Origin of the sequence: Mesorhizobium prunaredense (assembly GCF_900156895.1) — a bacterium.
Taxonomy (GTDB): Bacteria; Pseudomonadota; Alphaproteobacteria; order Rhizobiales; family Rhizobiaceae; genus Mesorhizobium; species Mesorhizobium prunaredense.
The window spans coordinates 178003-192988 of record NZ_FTPD01000003.1 but is presented as its reverse complement, the minus strand read 5'-3'; the positions used below and the strand labels follow the sequence as shown (position 1 = coordinate 192988).

The following is a 14986-nucleotide window of genomic DNA, read 5'->3' as shown; positions in this document are numbered from 1 at the left end:
GGTCTCTTCCTCACGCGACGTAGCCGTGCATGGTCTGGCGGTTGGTCTTGACCGCGGCGGCCGGATCGGCGGCGGCGGTCTCGGATTCCTCTTCCAGCACCAGCCAGCCGTTGAAATGTGGCGCCGCACTGGCGACGTCTATCACCGCTTGGGTATCGCAAACGCCCTTGCCGAGCATGGCCCAGGTGCCGCCGGCATCGACGTCTTTCAGATGCACGTAGCGGATGCGGTCGCGGTAGGTGGTGAGCGTGTCGATCATGTCTTCATGGCCGCGCAATATGTGGCCGGTGTCGGGCACCCAGCCGACGAGCGACGGATCGATCAGTGCGAAGATCCGGTCGTAGTCGGCACGGTCGAAGAGCAGCGTGTTGTGGTGGGAGCTGGGATGGACGGCGATTTCGACGCCGGCCTTGCGCCCGAGTTCGCCGGCCTTGTTGTAGAACTCCGCGGCAATAGGGAACCTGTCGTCGCGCGGGCCGTCGGACACGACGGTGGCCGAGCCCATCGAAACCAGCGCGCCTGGAAAGGCAGCGGCAAAATCGATCCAGCGTTTCGCGGTCTCGAGGTCGGCGCCGATGCTCTCCTTCAGCGTGAAGCCGCTCTTCGAGCCGAAGGCGAAAGAAACAAGGGTGAGGCCGGCCGATCTCAGCGCCGTGGCGAATTCCGCCGGCCTGTCGGCATAGCGGCCGATCATCGTGTCGGTGATCTCGATGCCGGCATAGCCGGCATCGGCGATCGCCTTAAGCAGATCGTCGGGACCGCCGGCAAAACGCTCTCCAAGCATTTCCCAGGTAAAGGTCTGGCAGCCGACTTTCAGGTCTTTCACAGTCATCCTTTCATTCCTTGATTTCACCTGCATAGGCCCTTCGATGATATGGCGCTGGAAGAACAGCACGAGCACGATCAGCGGCGCTGTGACGACGCCCGAGGCCGCGGTGATATCGCCTGCCAGCAGAGAAGGTCCAATCCATCGATTTCGACGCGCGGCCTACCCCATCGGTTCTCCGTGGGAGGGACATCCTACTTGACCGAGCCCGCGGTCATGCCGGCGAGGAAGAACCTCTGGGCAACGAGGTAGATGATCAAGAGCGGTAGCGAACCGAGCACGCTCATCGCCATCATCTGGTTCCATTCGAAGGCGTGCTGCCCCATCAACAGCTGGATGCCGATGGGGACGGTGCGCATGGACGTTGACTTCGTCAGCGTCAACGCAAAGAGAAATTCGTTCCAGCACAACAGGAAGGTGTAGACCGACGTCGCCACGATACCAGGCAGTGAAATCGGGACGATCACCCGCCAGAGTGCGGTCCAGCTGGTGCCGCCGTCGACAGCCACCGCTTCATCGAGATCGCGGGGCAAGGTGTTCAGATATCCCGTCATCAGCAGGATCGCGTAGGGCAGCGTAAACACCAGGTAAGTCAGGATCAGTGCGACGTAGGTGTCGAAGATGCCATACGAGACGACAAGCCCGAAGAAGGGGATCAAAAGCGTGATCGGCGGGATCGTCTGCGTGCTGATGATGAGTGTGTTGAGGCTGCCCTTGCCGCGGAAATTGAAACGGCTGAACCCGTAGGCGGCCAGCAAGGCGATCAGCACCGTCAGCACGGTCACCGCTCCGGCCACGAAGTAGCTGTTGAAGAAGAAGCGCAGCTTTACCGGGTCGCCAAGGATGGCCGCATACGCTTCCAGCGTGAAGGCCTTCGGCAGGACGGTTGGTGGCAGGGCAAAGATTTCGGTATTCGACTTGAACGAGCTGCTCAGCATCCAGTAGATCGGGAAGGCCGCGAAAAAGAGCCCTGCGGCAAGCGCGACATGGAGCGCGACGGTGATCAGCCTGTCTTTCGGTGTGTGCCTTTTCCTCATGGTGACTACCGAGCCTTTTGATAGCGGATGTAGAGCAGCGTCAGGCCGAGCGAGATCAGCAGGATGACCACGGCGCTCGCCGACGCCTGCGACAGGTTGTAACTCGAAAACGCCAGCTTATACGTGTAGGTGCTGAGGACCTCGGTCGAGTAGATCGGACCGCCGCCCGTCGTTATCCAGATCAATGGAAAGACCTGCATGGTCCAGATGAAGTCGAGCAGCGAGATGCTGATGATGATCGGCATCAACTGCGGGATGGTGATGAAGATCAGCTTCTGGTAGGCCTTCGCCCCGTCGATATCGGCGGCCTCGTAGAAATCCCTGGGAATGCCCTGCAAGCCTGCGAGCAGGCTGACCATGAAAAGCGGGTAGCCCGCCCAGATATTGGCGAAGGTGACGGCGTGCAGCGCGGTCGCGGGCGAGGAAAACCACTCGACCTTGGAACCGATGATGCCCATCTGCATGAGAACGCTGTTCACGACACCGTTCGGCTCGAGCAGGAGGCGCCAGATCACGGCGATAATCACCGCGGTGAACAGCCATGGCAGTATGTAGAGCACGCGCAGAATATTGCGCAGCGTCGGATTGATGCGGTCGCTGTTCAGCATGAGTGCGAAGACCATGCCGATGGTCATGTGGAAGACGACACTCATGCATGTGAAGTAGAGCGTGTGCCACAGCGAAGCCCAGAACACCGGATCGGCAAAGATCGCCTGGTAGTGTTTCAGTCCGGCAAAGGTCGGGTCGCGACGCAGCACCGCGCTGTTCTGGAACGAATAGCCAATCACCGTCACCATCGGCAGCAGCATCAGGAGGCCGATTATGAGGAGCGAGGGTGACAGATAGAGATAGGGTGCGACCGCTCGTTTCAGTCTATGGTGGGAGCGCTTCTGCCGAGTCATGTGCCACCCTTGGGATACGCCTTCAAGAGGAAGGTGCGCTTCGGAAACAGGTCCATCTCAATTGCCGATCCGTTGTTGACGGGTGGCCTGCCCGAAGTCAGGCCACCCGGTGGAAGATAGCAAACGGGGAACAGGCCGTTCAGAATTTCGCCATCCAGCCCTTTTGAGCGTTTGCTGCGGCTTGTTCCGGAGACTGCTCGCCGGCGAGCATCTTCTGGGCTTCCACGTCGAACTTGGTCATCAAGTCTTCAGCCACCGGCAGACCGGTGAACTCGTTGGCGAGATAGCCGGTCTTGTAGATTTCGAAAGCCTTGGCGAAAGCCTTGTCCGAGGTCACGAAATCGGGCTTGGCGTTGACGTTGCCCGGGAAGGCGTTTGCAAGCGACACGAGCTTGGCGTTCACCTTTTCACTCATCAGATATTGGACGAGCTTCCAGGCTTCCTCCTGATGTTTCGAGGCCGCAGAGATGCCGATGCCCCAAGAGGCGTAGGGAAGGCCGCGCTTGCCGTTGTAGTTCTCCACGACCGGGACCGGGATGAGGTCGAAGTTCAGCTTGGGATTGCGTTCGCGGATGAGGTTCACATGCGCAAGCGAGTCGATCATCATCCCGACCCGGTCGTTGACGAATTCCTCGACCTTTTCCTGTTCGGTCTTGGTGGCAATGCCGGGCGAGATGACGCCGGCGTCGTTCAGCGATTTGACGAAGGTGAGCATATCGACGACCGGCTTGCCCTCGAGAGCCGGCTTGCCGTCAGCCATCATCGATTGACCCGAGGCCCAGACCCACGACATCAGGTCGTTCTGGACACCGGACGGCGTTTGCAGCGACAAGGGAAGCACCCAGCCATACTGGTTCTTGTCGGCATGGGTCATCTTCTTGGCGGCTTCGAGAAACTCCGCGCGGGTCGACGGCAGCTTGGTCACGCCGGCCTGGGCGGCGAGGTCCATGTTGACGAAGACCGGATAGACGAACGAAGCCACGGGAAACATCACCGCCTTGCCGTCCACCTTGATGATATCCGCGACCTGGGTCTTGTCGAACCCGCTCGCATCCATCATCGGGTTCATGTCGGCCAGCGCATTCTGCGCGTTCAGATTGTTCACCCAGGCGCCGTCGAGACCGACGACGTCGCTAAGCGTTCCAGTTGCAGCACCAACCGAGATCTGGTCTCGCGTGGTCGCATAGGGGCCGCTGACCAGCGTCACCTTGATTCCGGGGTTTGCAGCCTCGAAGTCATTCATGATTGCCCTGAGCGAGCCGGCCGGCAATTCGGGCTCCCACCATTGGGTGAATTCCAGCGTCGTGTCCGCCATGGCGCCGGTTGCGCCAAGTAACCATGCGGCCGCGGCTATTTTCAGCATCGCGGGTTGTATCCGAAACATCATTTTCTCCTCCTTCTTTAAGATCGACCGCACAATGCGGACGATCGTCTGCTTTATTCAGAAGCCTTCTTGCGAGTATCTTTCGCAGGCGCCTCGCTCCCGCCTGCGGTCTGCCTCAGATCGCCAGATGCGTCTCGGGATCGAAGAAATGGAACTTGGCATCATCCACGGCCAACCGGATTTCCGAGCCGGAGTGGACGGCGCTGACCGGCTCGAATCTCGCCACCGCGTTCGATGCCAGGCCAAAATCGTCCACCGCGTCCGGGTCGCCGGAGTCCACCCGGACCGCGTCGATGTTCAGGTGGACGATATGTTCAGAGCCGAGTTCTTCGATCGAAGTCACCTTTGCGGGTATCGTCTGATACTTGCGGCCGGATTCGAGGCTGCTGTCATAAAGATCCTCCGGTCGGATCCCGAACACGATCTTGCGCCCCGCATACGACCGCAAGCCCGGCCTGCGCACGAAGGCTGCATCCTGCAGCCGGATGGCGAAGCTGCCGGACATCAGTTCGTCGCCCATCAGGGTCGCCTCGAAAAGGTTCATCGAAGGAGAGCCGATGAAGCCGGCAACGAAGGCGTTCACCGGCGATTCATAGAGCCTCTTGGGTGTGTCGACCTGCTGCAGCACGCCGCCTTTCAACACCGCGACCCTGTCCCCCATCGTCATCGCTTCGATTTGGTCGTGGGTCACGTATATGGTCGTTACGCCGAGCTGCTTTTGCAGGCTGGTGATTTCGGCGCGCATTTGAACACGCAGTTTCGCATCCAGGTTGGAAAGGGGTTCGTCCATGAGAAAGGCGGCCGGCTCGCGCACCATGGCTCGGCCCATGGCAACCCGTTGACGCTGTCCGCCTGAAAGGTTCGCGGGTTTGCTGTCCAGCAAAGACGTCAGCTGAAGGGTTTTGGCGATCTCGTCCACGCGCTTCTTGCGCTCGGCCTTCGGCTTGCCTGCCAGCCGCATCGAAAAGGCGATGTTTTCGGACACGGTCATATGCGGGTAGAGCGCGTAGCTCTGGAAGACCATCGCGATGTCGCGGTCCTTGGGCGGCATGTCGACGACGTCGACTCCGCCGATCCGAAGGCTGCCGCTGGTGATGTCCTCCAATCCCGCGATCATTCGCAACGCGGTGGATTTGCCGCAGCCGGATGGCCCGACGAGAATCAGGAACTCGCCGTCCTCGACCGATAGGTTCAATTGGTCGATTGCGCGAAAATTGTTCCCGTAGGTTTTGCAGATATTCTCAAGAATGACTTCTGCCATCTTCCTCCCTCCACAAGTATAAGTCACCGATTCTTATAATTATCCTCGACTTATGTTGACCTGCGAAATATTTCCTCAGATAGTTTCAGCCTATGTTACAGTATCGGCATGAGAATTTTTGAGTTCGACTGCTGACGGCGCGTTCGTCGATGCCAGGAGTTCCGTGACCTGGTCGTCGGTCGGAAGCGCCTCGCGCCCGCCACGCCCCGTTATCGAAAGGGCAGCCGCCGCGGCCGCGAATGCCACCCGGCCTGCGGTGTCGGCTCCACGCGTCAACGCATGGGCGTAGGCGCCATGAAAGCAGTCACCCGCGCCGGTCGAGTCGACGACCACGACCCGGTGCGGGGGCAGGTGCCAGAGACCTGTCTCTTCACGCCCGCGATAGTACACGCCTCTGCCACCATCGGTCAGAACCACGGCAGACCGCGACGGCAACCACAATGCATCGAGCATCTCGGAGGGCGATCGGCACCCCGTGGCAGTCCGCGCAAAGCCGAGCGGAAGAATGAGATGGTCGCAGAGCGCGATCAGCCGCTCCGTGGCTGGGCCGCTGCTCCATTCGATATCGCCGAGGATCGCAAGGCCGAGATCGCGAGCCCGAGCCACGACATCCAGCGACCGGATCGCGTAGCTATCGACGATCAGAACGGTCGCGCGGCTGAGGATATCGTCCGGAAAGTCCGGAGCGGTGCCCAGCATCGCATCGTCGTCATACGCGATGAACCGTTCCCCATCCGAGCCGACGGTGATCCGCGAGCGCACCGGGCGCGCGTCGGGATGGCGCGGCGCGAATGCGGTTTCAACACCGCTCGCAACGAGATCGCGCAGCACGGCGTCGTCCGCGGCACTGCCCAGCCATCCGGCGAACCCGGCGGTTCCGCCGAGTCGCACGACGGCGGCCAGCGCCGTCGCAACATTTCCCCCGAAAGCGCGGGCACTTTGCAGAACCTTCCCCTTGCCCGCCGACAACGGCTGATCGACGTAGACGATGTCGTCGATCGCAATAGCGCCGAAGCCGAGGATCGCGGGGACGGTGGGCATCGTTCAGGCACCCGCCTTCGCCAGGGCGTCTTGCGCCGAAAGGCCGTCATGGATGACGCCCCGAAAGGCAAGCGCTGCCTTCTCCGGATCGCCATGCCCCCAGAGATTGCGGCCTACCACGGCGCCGCGTGCGCCGGCACGGATGGCGTCCGCCGTCTGCTGAAGCGCGCCGAGCAGCGTATCGGTCTTTGGACCGCCCGCGATCACAACCGGCACCGGGCAGGTCCGGACGGTCTCTCGGAACGACTCGAAATCGCCCGTGTAGCCGATCTTGATCACGTCGACGCCGGACTCGTAGCCGATGCGCGCCGCATAGGCGATCTCGTCGGGGGTGAAGACGATTTTTGCTCCGTCGGTGAAATCGCGAGGGTAGATATGCGCCACCACAGGCATGCCATAGCGGGCCGCTGCATTTACCGAATCGGTCAGCCAGCGTATGTATTTGCCCTCGGTCGCGCCGCGTACCGGAATGGCCACGGCCAACGCATCGGCCCCCGCGCGCACCGCATCCTCGGGCGTTGCGATCAACTCGCTGATGCGATCGTCCGGAGTGAAGCAGCCCGCCTGAATCACCAGGGAAGCTTTGCCCGCATATTGCGGCCACAGATGGCGCGCGGTGCCAGGCTGGATGCTGACGTAGTCGGGTTTGCCCACCATGACGCGTGCGAGCGCACCCGGCAGGTCGGCAAGGCCGCCTTTGCGCACGTCGCCATAGCCGACGAAGTGGTCGACCGCGCCGCCAAAAAGTTTCCCCGATGGATGCGAGAAGAGGCGCGCAAGACGCACCTTGGTTCCTAGGCTCATGAGTGAAAAATTCCCCAATCGTTTGATTTCAAAATCCTGGACCCAGTGTTTCCGAAAGAAACAAGAAATACAATCTTTCGAAAGCTTTCGAATTTGCATATTTTTGGTAAGCTGAGCCGAGGCCAGAGCGGTTGCTTGGCGCAGGGAAGGGCAGGGCAATGTTGTCGGAGCAGAGACGCCAATCGATCCTGGGTGAGGTGCAGCGCAGCGGACAGGTGCGCACGAAGGACCTGTCAGACGGGTTTGGCGTGTCGGAGGTCACGGTGCGTTCCGACCTCGAGATACTTGACCGCAAGGGACTACTGACCAAGACCCGTGGAGGGGCGGTGACCCGGACCACCGATTCGACTACGGCCGCGTTCGCCCGGCGGATGCAAACGAACCTCGACGCAAAGAAGCGCATCGCCCGGGCGGCGCTAGACCTGTTCGAGGACAACCAATCGGTCATCTTCGACGGCGGCTCGACATTGATGCAGGTTGCCATGCAGTTACCGCCGCTCAGCAATGTCGTGGTCGCGGCCACGGCCATGAATATCGTGCAGCATCTTATGCATCGTCCCGGGCTCGACGTTCATATGATCGGCGGCCGGGTCTATCCCGACACGGTGAGCACGCTGATCACCGATGCCGATACGGCCCTCGGCGGCTTGGTAGCGCATCAGGTCTTTGTTGGAGCGCATGCGATAGACTCGTCACTGGATGTGGTCGACGTGAACGAAGACATGGCGCGAACGAAGCGAAACCTCGTTCGCATGGCCCGGCGCGTTGTCCTCCTCGCCGATTCGAGCAAATGGGGCGTCAGCGGGACCTCCAAGGCATTTTCGCTGTCGGCCGTCGATGTGGTGATCACCGACGATGGCCTGCCCGGTCCAATACGCAGCGAGCTTGATAGGATCGGGGCCAAGGTGATCTATGCCTGAACCCGTCTCGGTCCCTGACCGCGACGGAAAGATCCAATGCGCGCATGACCCACAGGCTCGGTAGCGGCGGTCGGCCGTTTTTTCATGTCTGTCATTTTCTCCTCCTAAGGCTGGCAGCCTCCCGATCTTGCGCCAGCATTTTCGCATGTTCTATAATAATTTTACGCGCGTAATATTTAAAATGTTGTATAGGGGCTTTCGACTGTGATCCGTTGCCGGCGCAATGGCTCAGCGAGACATTGCCGCATTGGGAGGTACGATCGAAAATGCACGGAAAATCAAAGACGAAGCTCGGCATCGGTGTCATCGGCTGCGGCAACATCTCGATGACCTACCTGCGCAATGCGGCTCTGTTCGGCGGGGTCGAGCTGCGAGCCTGTGCCGACATTTCGGCCGACATCGCCGCGCTCCGCTCCAAGGAATATGGCATCCGCACGCTTGGCGTCGATGCGCTGCTGGCCGATCCCGACATCGACCTTGTCCTCAACCTGACCATTCCGGCGGCGCATTTCGACATTTCGCTTTCCGCACTTTCGGCGGGCAAACATGTCTTCACCGAAAAGCCGCTGGCGACCTCGGCTGCCGACGGCCGCCGCCTTGTCGCCGAGGCTGCGAAGCGCGGGCTGCTGCTCGGCTCGGCTCCGGATACCTTCCTTGGGGCCGCTGGACGCCGCGCCCGCCGCCTGATGGACGACGGCGCCATCGGCCGCGCGGTGACGGGCACCGCCTTCATGATGGGGCGCGGCATGGAGCATTGGCATCCCAATCCGCAGTTCTACTATCAGCCCGGCGGCGGTCCGGTCTTCGACATGGGGCCTTACTACCTGACGATGCTGGTCAATTTGCTCGGACCGGTTGAGCGCGTCATGGCGATGGCGACACGGGGCCAGGAAGAGCGGCTGATCACCGCCGAAGGCCCCTACCGGAACACCAGCTTCAAGGTCGGCACGCCGACCAACATCCTGTCGCTGCTGGAGTTCCATTCCGGTGCCACCGTCACCTTCGGTGCCTCGTGGGATGTCTTCAGGCACTCCAACCACCCGATCGAGCTGCATGGCACCGAAGGATCGCTCAGGCTGCCCGATCCGGATACGTTCGGCGGCACCGTCTCGCTGTCGGAACGTGGGGCCGACTGGGCCGACTTTCACAGTGAGAGCGAACTCTATGGCGCGCGCAATTGGCCCTTCGCCGCGCCCGACCGGGCGAATTACCGCATGCTCGGCGTTGCCGATCTTTCGCGCGCGCTGGCAACAGGAAGAAAGCCGCGGGCGTCCGGCGACCTGGCGCTTCATGTGCTGGAGATCATGGAGGCGATCCTCGCTTCGGGTGAGAGCCGCGAGTCCGTCGCCGTCAACGCAACTGTCGATCAGCCGCCGCTCTTCCAGGACGACGAAGCAGCGAGCCTGCTCGCCTGATGCCGGAGCGCTTACGATGACGACATTGCTTTCACCCTTGCTCGATCCGGAGGCCCGGCATGTGCTCGACCTTGACCGGCAGGCGGCCGCCCCGCCATTCGAAGCCGGCACGCCCGAAGAAGCGCGCCGCGCCTATGAGCAGGGCTTTCCGGCACTCCAGGGCGAGCGCGAGCCGGTCGGCTCATTGACCGAGCGCACCATCACCGGACCCGGCGGCCCGTTGACGCTCAGAATCTATCGCGGACAGGGCGCGGTCGGGGCCGCTGCCCCGGCGCTGCTCTATCTGCATGGCGGCGGCTGGGTGATCGGCAATCTCGAGTCGCATGACGAGATCTGCCGCTGGCTTGCCAATATGGCGGCCTGCGTCGTCGTCTCTCCCGACTACCGGTTGGCGCCGGAGCACAAATTTCCGGCGGCGATCGAAGATTGCCGTGCCGCACTTTCCTTCATGCAGGACAGCGCGGGCGATCTCGGCATCGACGCCGAACGGATCGCGGTCGCCGGCGACAGTGCCGGCGGCAATCTCGCTACCGTGCTTTGCCTGCTTGCGCGCGGCGACAAGAACCCGCCGACTGCGCAACTGCTGTTCTATCCGAACACGGACGCCTCGCAGGCGGCGGACAGCTATCGCCGCTTTGCCGACGGTTATGGTCTCACCGCGGCGACCATGGCCTGGTTCCGCGACCACTACATCCGCGATGTCAGGGACATTGGCGACTGGCGCGTATCGCCGCTCAAGGCCGCGAGCCTTGCCGGCGCAGCCCCGGCCTTTGTCGCCATCGCCGGTCACGACATCCTCGCCGATGAAGGCGAGGCTTATGCCAAGCGTCTGGAAGATGACGGTGTGCCGGTCGTCCTGCGGCGTTGGCCCGGCCAGATCCACGGCTTCGTCTCGATGGGCCGTCATGGTCCGGCGGCGCGGCAAGCGGTCGGCGCGGCGGTTGCAGCATGGCGCGGCTTCGATCCTGTCTCTGCAAACGCTCAGGCCGACTGACGCATGACCAGCTTCGCGTCGAGACTGACCTTGGGGGCAACTGCCGCGTCGTCCTCATCCAGCAAGGCCAGCAGCGTCTCGACGCTGCGTCCCGCCATCGAAGCGAAGTCCTGCGCCATGGTGGTGAGGGCAGGGCAGGTGTAGCGGCTCAGCGGATGGTCGTCATGGGCTGCGACCCGCAGGTCGCAATCGCCCTTGCGGCCGACCTTGCGGCCTTGCGAGTAGGCGGCAGCCATCACGCCGAAGGCGAGGCGGTCGTTGGCGCACAGAATGGTCTTGCCCGGCAGGCCGCCACGGGCGAGCATCGCTTCCATCTGCTGGTAGCCGATCCGTTCGAAATCCCAGCTGTAGTCATAGGTGTTGCCGATGAGCACCGGCTCATGCCCAAGCCGCTGCATGGCGACGACATAGCTGTTCAGGCGCTCGCGCGAATTGTGGTTGACGTGCGGGATGTCGAAATAGACCGGGGCGTCACCGGAACGGCAGAGATAATCGACGATGGTCGAGACGCTCTGGCTGTTGTTGTTGCCGACGAATGGCGTGTCGCCCTCAAGATAAGTGTCGAAATAGACGATCGGTATGGTCTGTGTCAGCTTCTCCAGCGTGCGGTGGTCTGAGCGCAGGCCGAGCGGCGCGATCAGCGCGCCGGAAACTTTTAGGGAAAGAATGGTTCGCGTCGCTTCCACTTCGAGCTCGCGCGAGCCGTGCGAGGAGATCACGACCGGCCAATAGCCCTCGTCGCGCAGCCTGAGCTCGATGCGGCTGACCATTTCCGAATAGAAGGGATCGGCGAGCGTCGGCACGACAATGCCGATGCTGCGGGTCCGCTTGCGGTTGAGGTTGCGCGCAAAGAGATTGGGCTGGTAGTCGGACGAGCGCAGCGCCACTTCGATCCGTTGACGTGTCGCCGGCTTGACGCTGGTCGGATCGTCGAAATATTTCGACAGTGTCGGCCTGGAGACGCCGCAAGAGCGAGCAAAATCCTCCATCGTCTTGTGCGTCATCGACATCAAAGCCCTCGAATGCAAGGCGAACTTTACAGGCAAATTGCATAGTTTCCATGCGTAAATTTATTAATTGACGCGAAAAAGCACAAGCCGTATTCACTTGCAGTGGGCGAATTTGAGGGTTCCGCGTGATGAAGAAGCTGGTCAGTGCCGGCGAGATTCTGGTCGAGATCATGGCCGAGCGGATCGGCCAGAGCTTTCTCGAGCCTGGTCCGCTGCTTGGACCCTACCCGTCCGGCGCGCCCGCGATCTTCATCGGCCAGGCGGCGGCGCTCGGCCAGCCGGCCGGCCTCATCGGCGCCGTCGGCGGCGACGATTTCGGCAGGCTGAACATCGATCGGCTGCGGGCACTGGGCGCCGACGTGTCGGCGATCGCAGTTCACGCGGGCCATGCGACGGGCACTGCCTTCGTCACCTACCGGGCCGACGCCAGCCGGCATTTCGTCTTCAACATCCGCAACAGCGCCGCCGGCCTGATCGAGACAAACGCGGCGGCGACAAAGCTGCTCGCCGGTGCCGATCATGTCCATGTCATGGGCTCGTCGCTGTTTTCCGACCGCGCCATCGCGGTGGCGCTATCGGCGATCGAGACCGTCAGGGCCAAAGGTGGAACCGTGTCTTTCGACCCGAACATCCGCCGCGAGATCATGCAGGCATCCGGCATGCGCGAAGCACTCGACCAAGTGCTGGCGCGAGCCGACATCTTCCTGCCGAGCGGCGAGGAACTCTTCCTGTTCTCATCAGCCACGGACGAGAAGGGTGCGGTCGACGAACTGCTGGCCCGTGGCCTGTCCTGCATCGTCCTGAAGAAAGGCGCCGCCGGCGCCGTTTATCATGATCATCACGGTGCGGTCGCCTCGTCAGGCTTCGCCGTCGACGAGGTCGATCCGACCGGCGCGGGCGACTGCTTCGGTGCTGCTTTCGTCTCGTTCTGGCTGCGCGGGGCGGCTCCTGCGGAGGCGCTGCGGATCGCCAATGCCTGCGGTGCGCTTGCCGTCACCCGCAAGGGGCCGATGGAAGGCATTTTCCCGCTTGAAGCGGTCGAGGCCTTCATCGCCACGGGGAACACGCCGTGAGGGCTGCGACGCACAGGTTTGCAAACATTGCGGCTCGACGCGCCGCAGGCGAGAAAAGCGGCATCGCCTCGGTCTGCTCGGCGCATCCGCTGGTCATCGAGGCTGCCCTGCGCCATGGCGCGGCGCGGCGCACGGATGTGCTGATCGAGGCCACCTGCAACCAGGTCAACCACGACGGCGGCTACACCGGGATGACGCCTGCGGGGTTCCGCAGCTTTGTCGAGGCGCATGCGCACAAAGCCGGTTTCCCAATTGATCGCCTGATCCTTGGCGGCGATCATCTTGGACCGAACCCGTGGAAGCACATGGCTGCCGCCGCCGCGATGAAGAAGGCTGCGGCGATGATCGATGCCTATGCGAGCGCCGGTTTCACCAAGATGCATCTGGATACGAGCATGGCCTGCGCCGACGATCCAGCCGTGCTTGCCGATGAAACGATCGCCGCGCGCGCGGCCGAACTTGCTGAAATCGCTGAGGCGGCGGTCGAGCGGGCAGGCGGTGAAAGACCGGTCTATGTTATCGGCACCGAAGTGCCGGTGCCGGGCGGGGCGCTGGAGGCGCTCGACCACCTGCATGTGACGGAGCCCGGGGATGCCTTGCGCACCGTAGAAATCCACGCCCGAGCGTTTTCCCGCGCCGGCCTCGAAGCCGCATTTGGCCGTGCGGTCGGTGTCGTCGTCCAGCCCGGCGTCGAGTTCGGCAACACCGAGGTCGTGCCTTATGCGCCGGCCAAGACGACCGAACTCGTGGCCGTGCTCGACCGCATGCCGCAATTTGTTTTTGAAGCGCATTCGACCGACTACCAGCCGGCCGAAGCGCTCAATGCTCTCGTTCGCGACGGTTTTGCCATACTCAAGGTCGGCCCCTGGCTGACCTTCGCGCTTCGCGAAGCGCTGTATGGGCTCAGCCATATCGCCGATATCCTCGCGCCGGACTTTTCGCGCGAAAGCCTGCCTGCCGCGATGGAACGCATCATGCTGGCGTCTCCGGAAAATTGGCAGCAATACTATCCGGGCACGCCGGACGAGCAGCGCGTGCAGCGGCATTCCTCGTTCAGCGACCGCATCCGCTATTATTGGCCGACGCCGGAGGCGCAGCGCGCAACACGGACGCTGCTGGACGTGCTGAGCGACAAGGATATCCCCCGGCCGCTGATCAGCCAGTATCTGGGGCAGCTCGACGCCGAGGTTGCGGCAGGCCGGGTCAAGCCCCTCGCGCACGACGTTCTGATCGGCAGCATCACCCGTGTCCTCGATATCTACGCGGACGCGACGGGACAGTAGGGATTGCGCTGCCGGAAAGACGGCGCCCAAATCCGCCTCATATATTCGTCCGATGTCGACGCCGTTTCGAAAAGGTCCCGCCGCAATTTACAACTAACATGTTAGTGTGCTAGTTACTGCTTGCACATCGACATCTGGAGAGCATATTGGCCTCGCGCTTTGGTCTTTCGGTTGCCCTCGCCACGCCTTTCGACGCGTCCGGGCAAATCGCCATCCTTCCCATGATCACGCAGGCCCGGGCTTGCCTTGGCGCCGGCTGCAGCAGCGCCACGCTCTTCGGCACCACCGGGGAAGGCGCTTCCGTAGGGACGGGAGAGCGGCGGACTGTTACCGAGGCCATGCTTGCCGCCGGCATTCCGGCACATCAGCTCGTCGCCGGCGTGCTGGTCGATGCGGCCGAAGACGCCGCCGAACAGGCGCGGCATGCCTTGCAATGCGGCGTCCGCAACATCCTGCTGGCTCCACCGAGCTACTTCAAGAATGTCAGCGAGGACGGGTTGTTCGGATGGTTTTCCGCCGCCTTCGCTGCGCTCGGTCCACTGGCCCGCGGCGTCCTCCTCTACAACATTCCTTCTGTCACCATGGTGCCGCTCCCGCTTGCCCTGATCGGTCGGCTGCGTGCGGCCTTTCCCGGTGTGGTCGCCGGCGTGAAGGATTCGGGTGGCGACTGGAGTTACAGCGAGGCGTTGCTAAGAGCCCATGGCGACATGGTGATCCTGATCGGCGACGAGCGGCACCTGGCCAGAAGCGTGCGCCAGGGCGGGCAGGGCGCCATTTCCGGCATGGCCAATTTCGTCACCGGCGAAATCCGCGCCATGGCCGAGGATGGGCGCGATGATGCCCGTGTCGAGAGCTTCGTGCTCGAATTGCTTAGATATTCGGTCATCCCGGCGGTGAAGGTCATGGTGGCGCGCAAAACCGGCGACGAGCGCTGGCTGGCGGTCCGTCCGCCGCTGGAGCCGATCGGTTCGCAGGGGCGGCAACAGCTTGCTGCCGCCTATGACAGGCTGTTTGCGACAGAGCCGGCCTGACCGGC

14 protein-coding genes are annotated in these 14986 nt (G+C 62.4%); 6 read left to right on the top strand and 8 right to left on the bottom strand.

Going from position 1 to position 14986, the window contains the following annotated elements; genetic code table 11:
* Nucleotides 1–10: 10 nt before the first annotated feature.
* From BQ8794_RS03515 to BQ8794_RS03485, 7 genes are all read right to left on the bottom strand, one after another.
* Complete coding sequence (locus tag BQ8794_RS03515) at nt 11–832, bottom strand: sugar phosphate isomerase/epimerase family protein (RefSeq protein ID WP_077373364.1); 822 nt, start codon at nt 830–832, stop codon at nt 11–13.
* A 188-nt stretch (nt 833–1020) separates the two neighbouring features.
* A complete protein-coding gene (locus BQ8794_RS03510) occupies nt 1021–1863 on the bottom strand; it encodes a carbohydrate ABC transporter permease (protein ID WP_077373143.1) in 843 nt (280 codons plus the stop codon).
* A 5-nt stretch (nt 1864–1868) separates the two neighbouring features.
* On the bottom strand, nt 1869–2765 hold the full coding sequence (locus tag BQ8794_RS03505) for a carbohydrate ABC transporter permease (RefSeq protein ID WP_077373140.1): 897 nt from the start codon (nt 2763–2765) through the stop codon (nt 1869–1871).
* A gap of 139 nt (nt 2766–2904) precedes the next feature.
* Nucleotides 2905–4152, bottom strand: coding sequence for an ABC transporter substrate-binding protein (locus tag BQ8794_RS03500; protein WP_077373137.1), 1248 nt, complete (start codon nt 4150–4152; stop codon nt 2905–2907).
* Between the two features lie 112 nt (nt 4153–4264).
* A complete protein-coding gene (locus tag BQ8794_RS03495; RefSeq protein WP_077373134.1) occupies nt 4265–5410 on the bottom strand; it encodes an ABC transporter ATP-binding protein in 1146 nt (381 codons plus the stop codon).
* A gap of 90 nt (nt 5411–5500) precedes the next feature.
* Entirely contained in the window at nt 5501–6451 is a 951-nt protein-coding gene (locus BQ8794_RS03490) for a PfkB family carbohydrate kinase (RefSeq protein ID WP_077373131.1), read from the bottom strand.
* Between the two features lie 3 nt (nt 6452–6454).
* Nucleotides 6455–7255: a beta/alpha barrel domain-containing protein gene (locus BQ8794_RS03485; RefSeq protein ID WP_023797149.1), complete on the bottom strand. Its 801-nt coding sequence runs from the start codon at nt 7253–7255 to the stop codon at nt 6455–6457.
* 158 nt (nt 7256–7413) lie between these two features.
* On the opposite strand from BQ8794_RS03485, the gene BQ8794_RS03480 reads away from it, so the two are divergent.
* The 3 genes from BQ8794_RS03480 (at nt 7414) to BQ8794_RS03470 (ending at nt 10584) form a co-directional block, all read left to right on the top strand.
* Nucleotides 7414–8175, top strand: a complete 762-nt coding sequence (locus BQ8794_RS03480; RefSeq protein ID WP_077373129.1) for a DeoR/GlpR family DNA-binding transcription regulator — start codon at nt 7414–7416, stop codon at nt 8173–8175.
* 266 nt (nt 8176–8441) lie between these two features.
* Complete coding sequence (locus tag BQ8794_RS03475; RefSeq protein WP_077373126.1) at nt 8442–9590, top strand: Gfo/Idh/MocA family protein; 1149 nt, start codon at nt 8442–8444, stop codon at nt 9588–9590.
* A 16-nt stretch (nt 9591–9606) separates the two neighbouring features.
* Nucleotides 9607–10584, top strand: a complete 978-nt coding sequence (locus BQ8794_RS03470) for an alpha/beta hydrolase (protein ID WP_077373123.1) — start codon at nt 9607–9609, stop codon at nt 10582–10584.
* On the opposite strand, the gene BQ8794_RS03465 is transcribed toward BQ8794_RS03470, so the two are convergent.
* The gene (locus BQ8794_RS03465) at nt 10572–11594 is read right to left on the bottom strand and encodes a LacI family DNA-binding transcriptional regulator (protein ID WP_077373120.1); all 1023 of its coding nucleotides are present in this window, start codon (nt 11592–11594) and stop codon (nt 10572–10574) included. The two genes, BQ8794_RS03470 and BQ8794_RS03465, sit on opposite strands and share 13 nt — an antisense overlap.
* A gap of 128 nt (nt 11595–11722) precedes the next feature.
* On the opposite strand from BQ8794_RS03465, the gene BQ8794_RS03460 reads away from it, so the two are divergent.
* The 3 genes from BQ8794_RS03460 to BQ8794_RS03450 all read left to right on the top strand — a co-directional run bounded on the left by BQ8794_RS03460 (nt 11723) and on the right by BQ8794_RS03450 (nt 14981).
* Nucleotides 11723–12667, top strand: coding sequence for a sugar kinase (locus BQ8794_RS03460; RefSeq protein ID WP_077373117.1), 945 nt, complete (start codon nt 11723–11725; stop codon nt 12665–12667).
* A complete protein-coding gene (locus BQ8794_RS03455) occupies nt 12664–13950 on the top strand; it encodes a D-tagatose-bisphosphate aldolase, class II, non-catalytic subunit (protein ID WP_077373114.1) in 1287 nt (428 codons plus the stop codon). Before BQ8794_RS03460 ends, BQ8794_RS03455 begins: the two co-directional genes overlap by 4 nt.
* 146 nt (nt 13951–14096) lie before the next feature.
* Nucleotides 14097–14981: a dihydrodipicolinate synthase family protein gene (locus tag BQ8794_RS03450; protein ID WP_077373111.1), complete on the top strand. Its 885-nt coding sequence runs from the start codon at nt 14097–14099 to the stop codon at nt 14979–14981.
* Nucleotides 14982–14986 lie beyond the last annotated feature (5 nt).

What these genes read in the sequence shown, in the direction of transcription:
- BQ8794_RS03475 (WP_077373126.1), top strand. Translation starts at nt 8,442, where the DNA reads ATGCACGGAAAATCAAAGACGAAGCTCGGCATCGGTGTCATCGGCTGC.
- BQ8794_RS03465 (WP_077373120.1), bottom strand. Translation starts at nt 11,594, where the DNA reads ATGTCGATGACGCACAAGACGATGGAGGATTTTGCTCGCTCTTGCGGC.
- BQ8794_RS03470 (WP_077373123.1), top strand. Translation starts at nt 9,607, where the DNA reads ATGACGACATTGCTTTCACCCTTGCTCGATCCGGAGGCCCGGCATGTG.
- BQ8794_RS03495 (WP_077373134.1), bottom strand. Translation starts at nt 5,410, where the DNA reads ATGGCAGAAGTCATTCTTGAGAATATCTGCAAAACCTACGGGAACAAT.
- BQ8794_RS03515 (WP_077373364.1), bottom strand. Translation starts at nt 832, where the DNA reads ATGACTGTGAAAGACCTGAAAGTCGGCTGCCAGACCTTTACCTGGGAA.
- BQ8794_RS03500 (WP_077373137.1), bottom strand. Translation starts at nt 4,152, where the DNA reads ATGATGTTTCGGATACAACCCGCGATGCTGAAAATAGCCGCGGCCGCA.
- BQ8794_RS03490 (WP_077373131.1), bottom strand. Translation starts at nt 6,451, where the DNA reads ATGCCCACCGTCCCCGCGATCCTCGGCTTCGGCGCTATTGCGATCGAC.
- BQ8794_RS03505 (WP_077373140.1), bottom strand. Translation starts at nt 2,765, where the DNA reads ATGACTCGGCAGAAGCGCTCCCACCATAGACTGAAACGAGCGGTCGCA.
- BQ8794_RS03485 (WP_023797149.1), bottom strand. Translation starts at nt 7,255, where the DNA reads ATGAGCCTAGGAACCAAGGTGCGTCTTGCGCGCCTCTTCTCGCATCCA.
- BQ8794_RS03510 (WP_077373143.1), bottom strand. Translation starts at nt 1,863, where the DNA reads ATGAGGAAAAGGCACACACCGAAAGACAGGCTGATCACCGTCGCGCTC.
- BQ8794_RS03460 (WP_077373117.1), top strand. Translation starts at nt 11,723, where the DNA reads ATGAAGAAGCTGGTCAGTGCCGGCGAGATTCTGGTCGAGATCATGGCC.
- BQ8794_RS03480 (WP_077373129.1), top strand. Translation starts at nt 7,414, where the DNA reads ATGTTGTCGGAGCAGAGACGCCAATCGATCCTGGGTGAGGTGCAGCGC.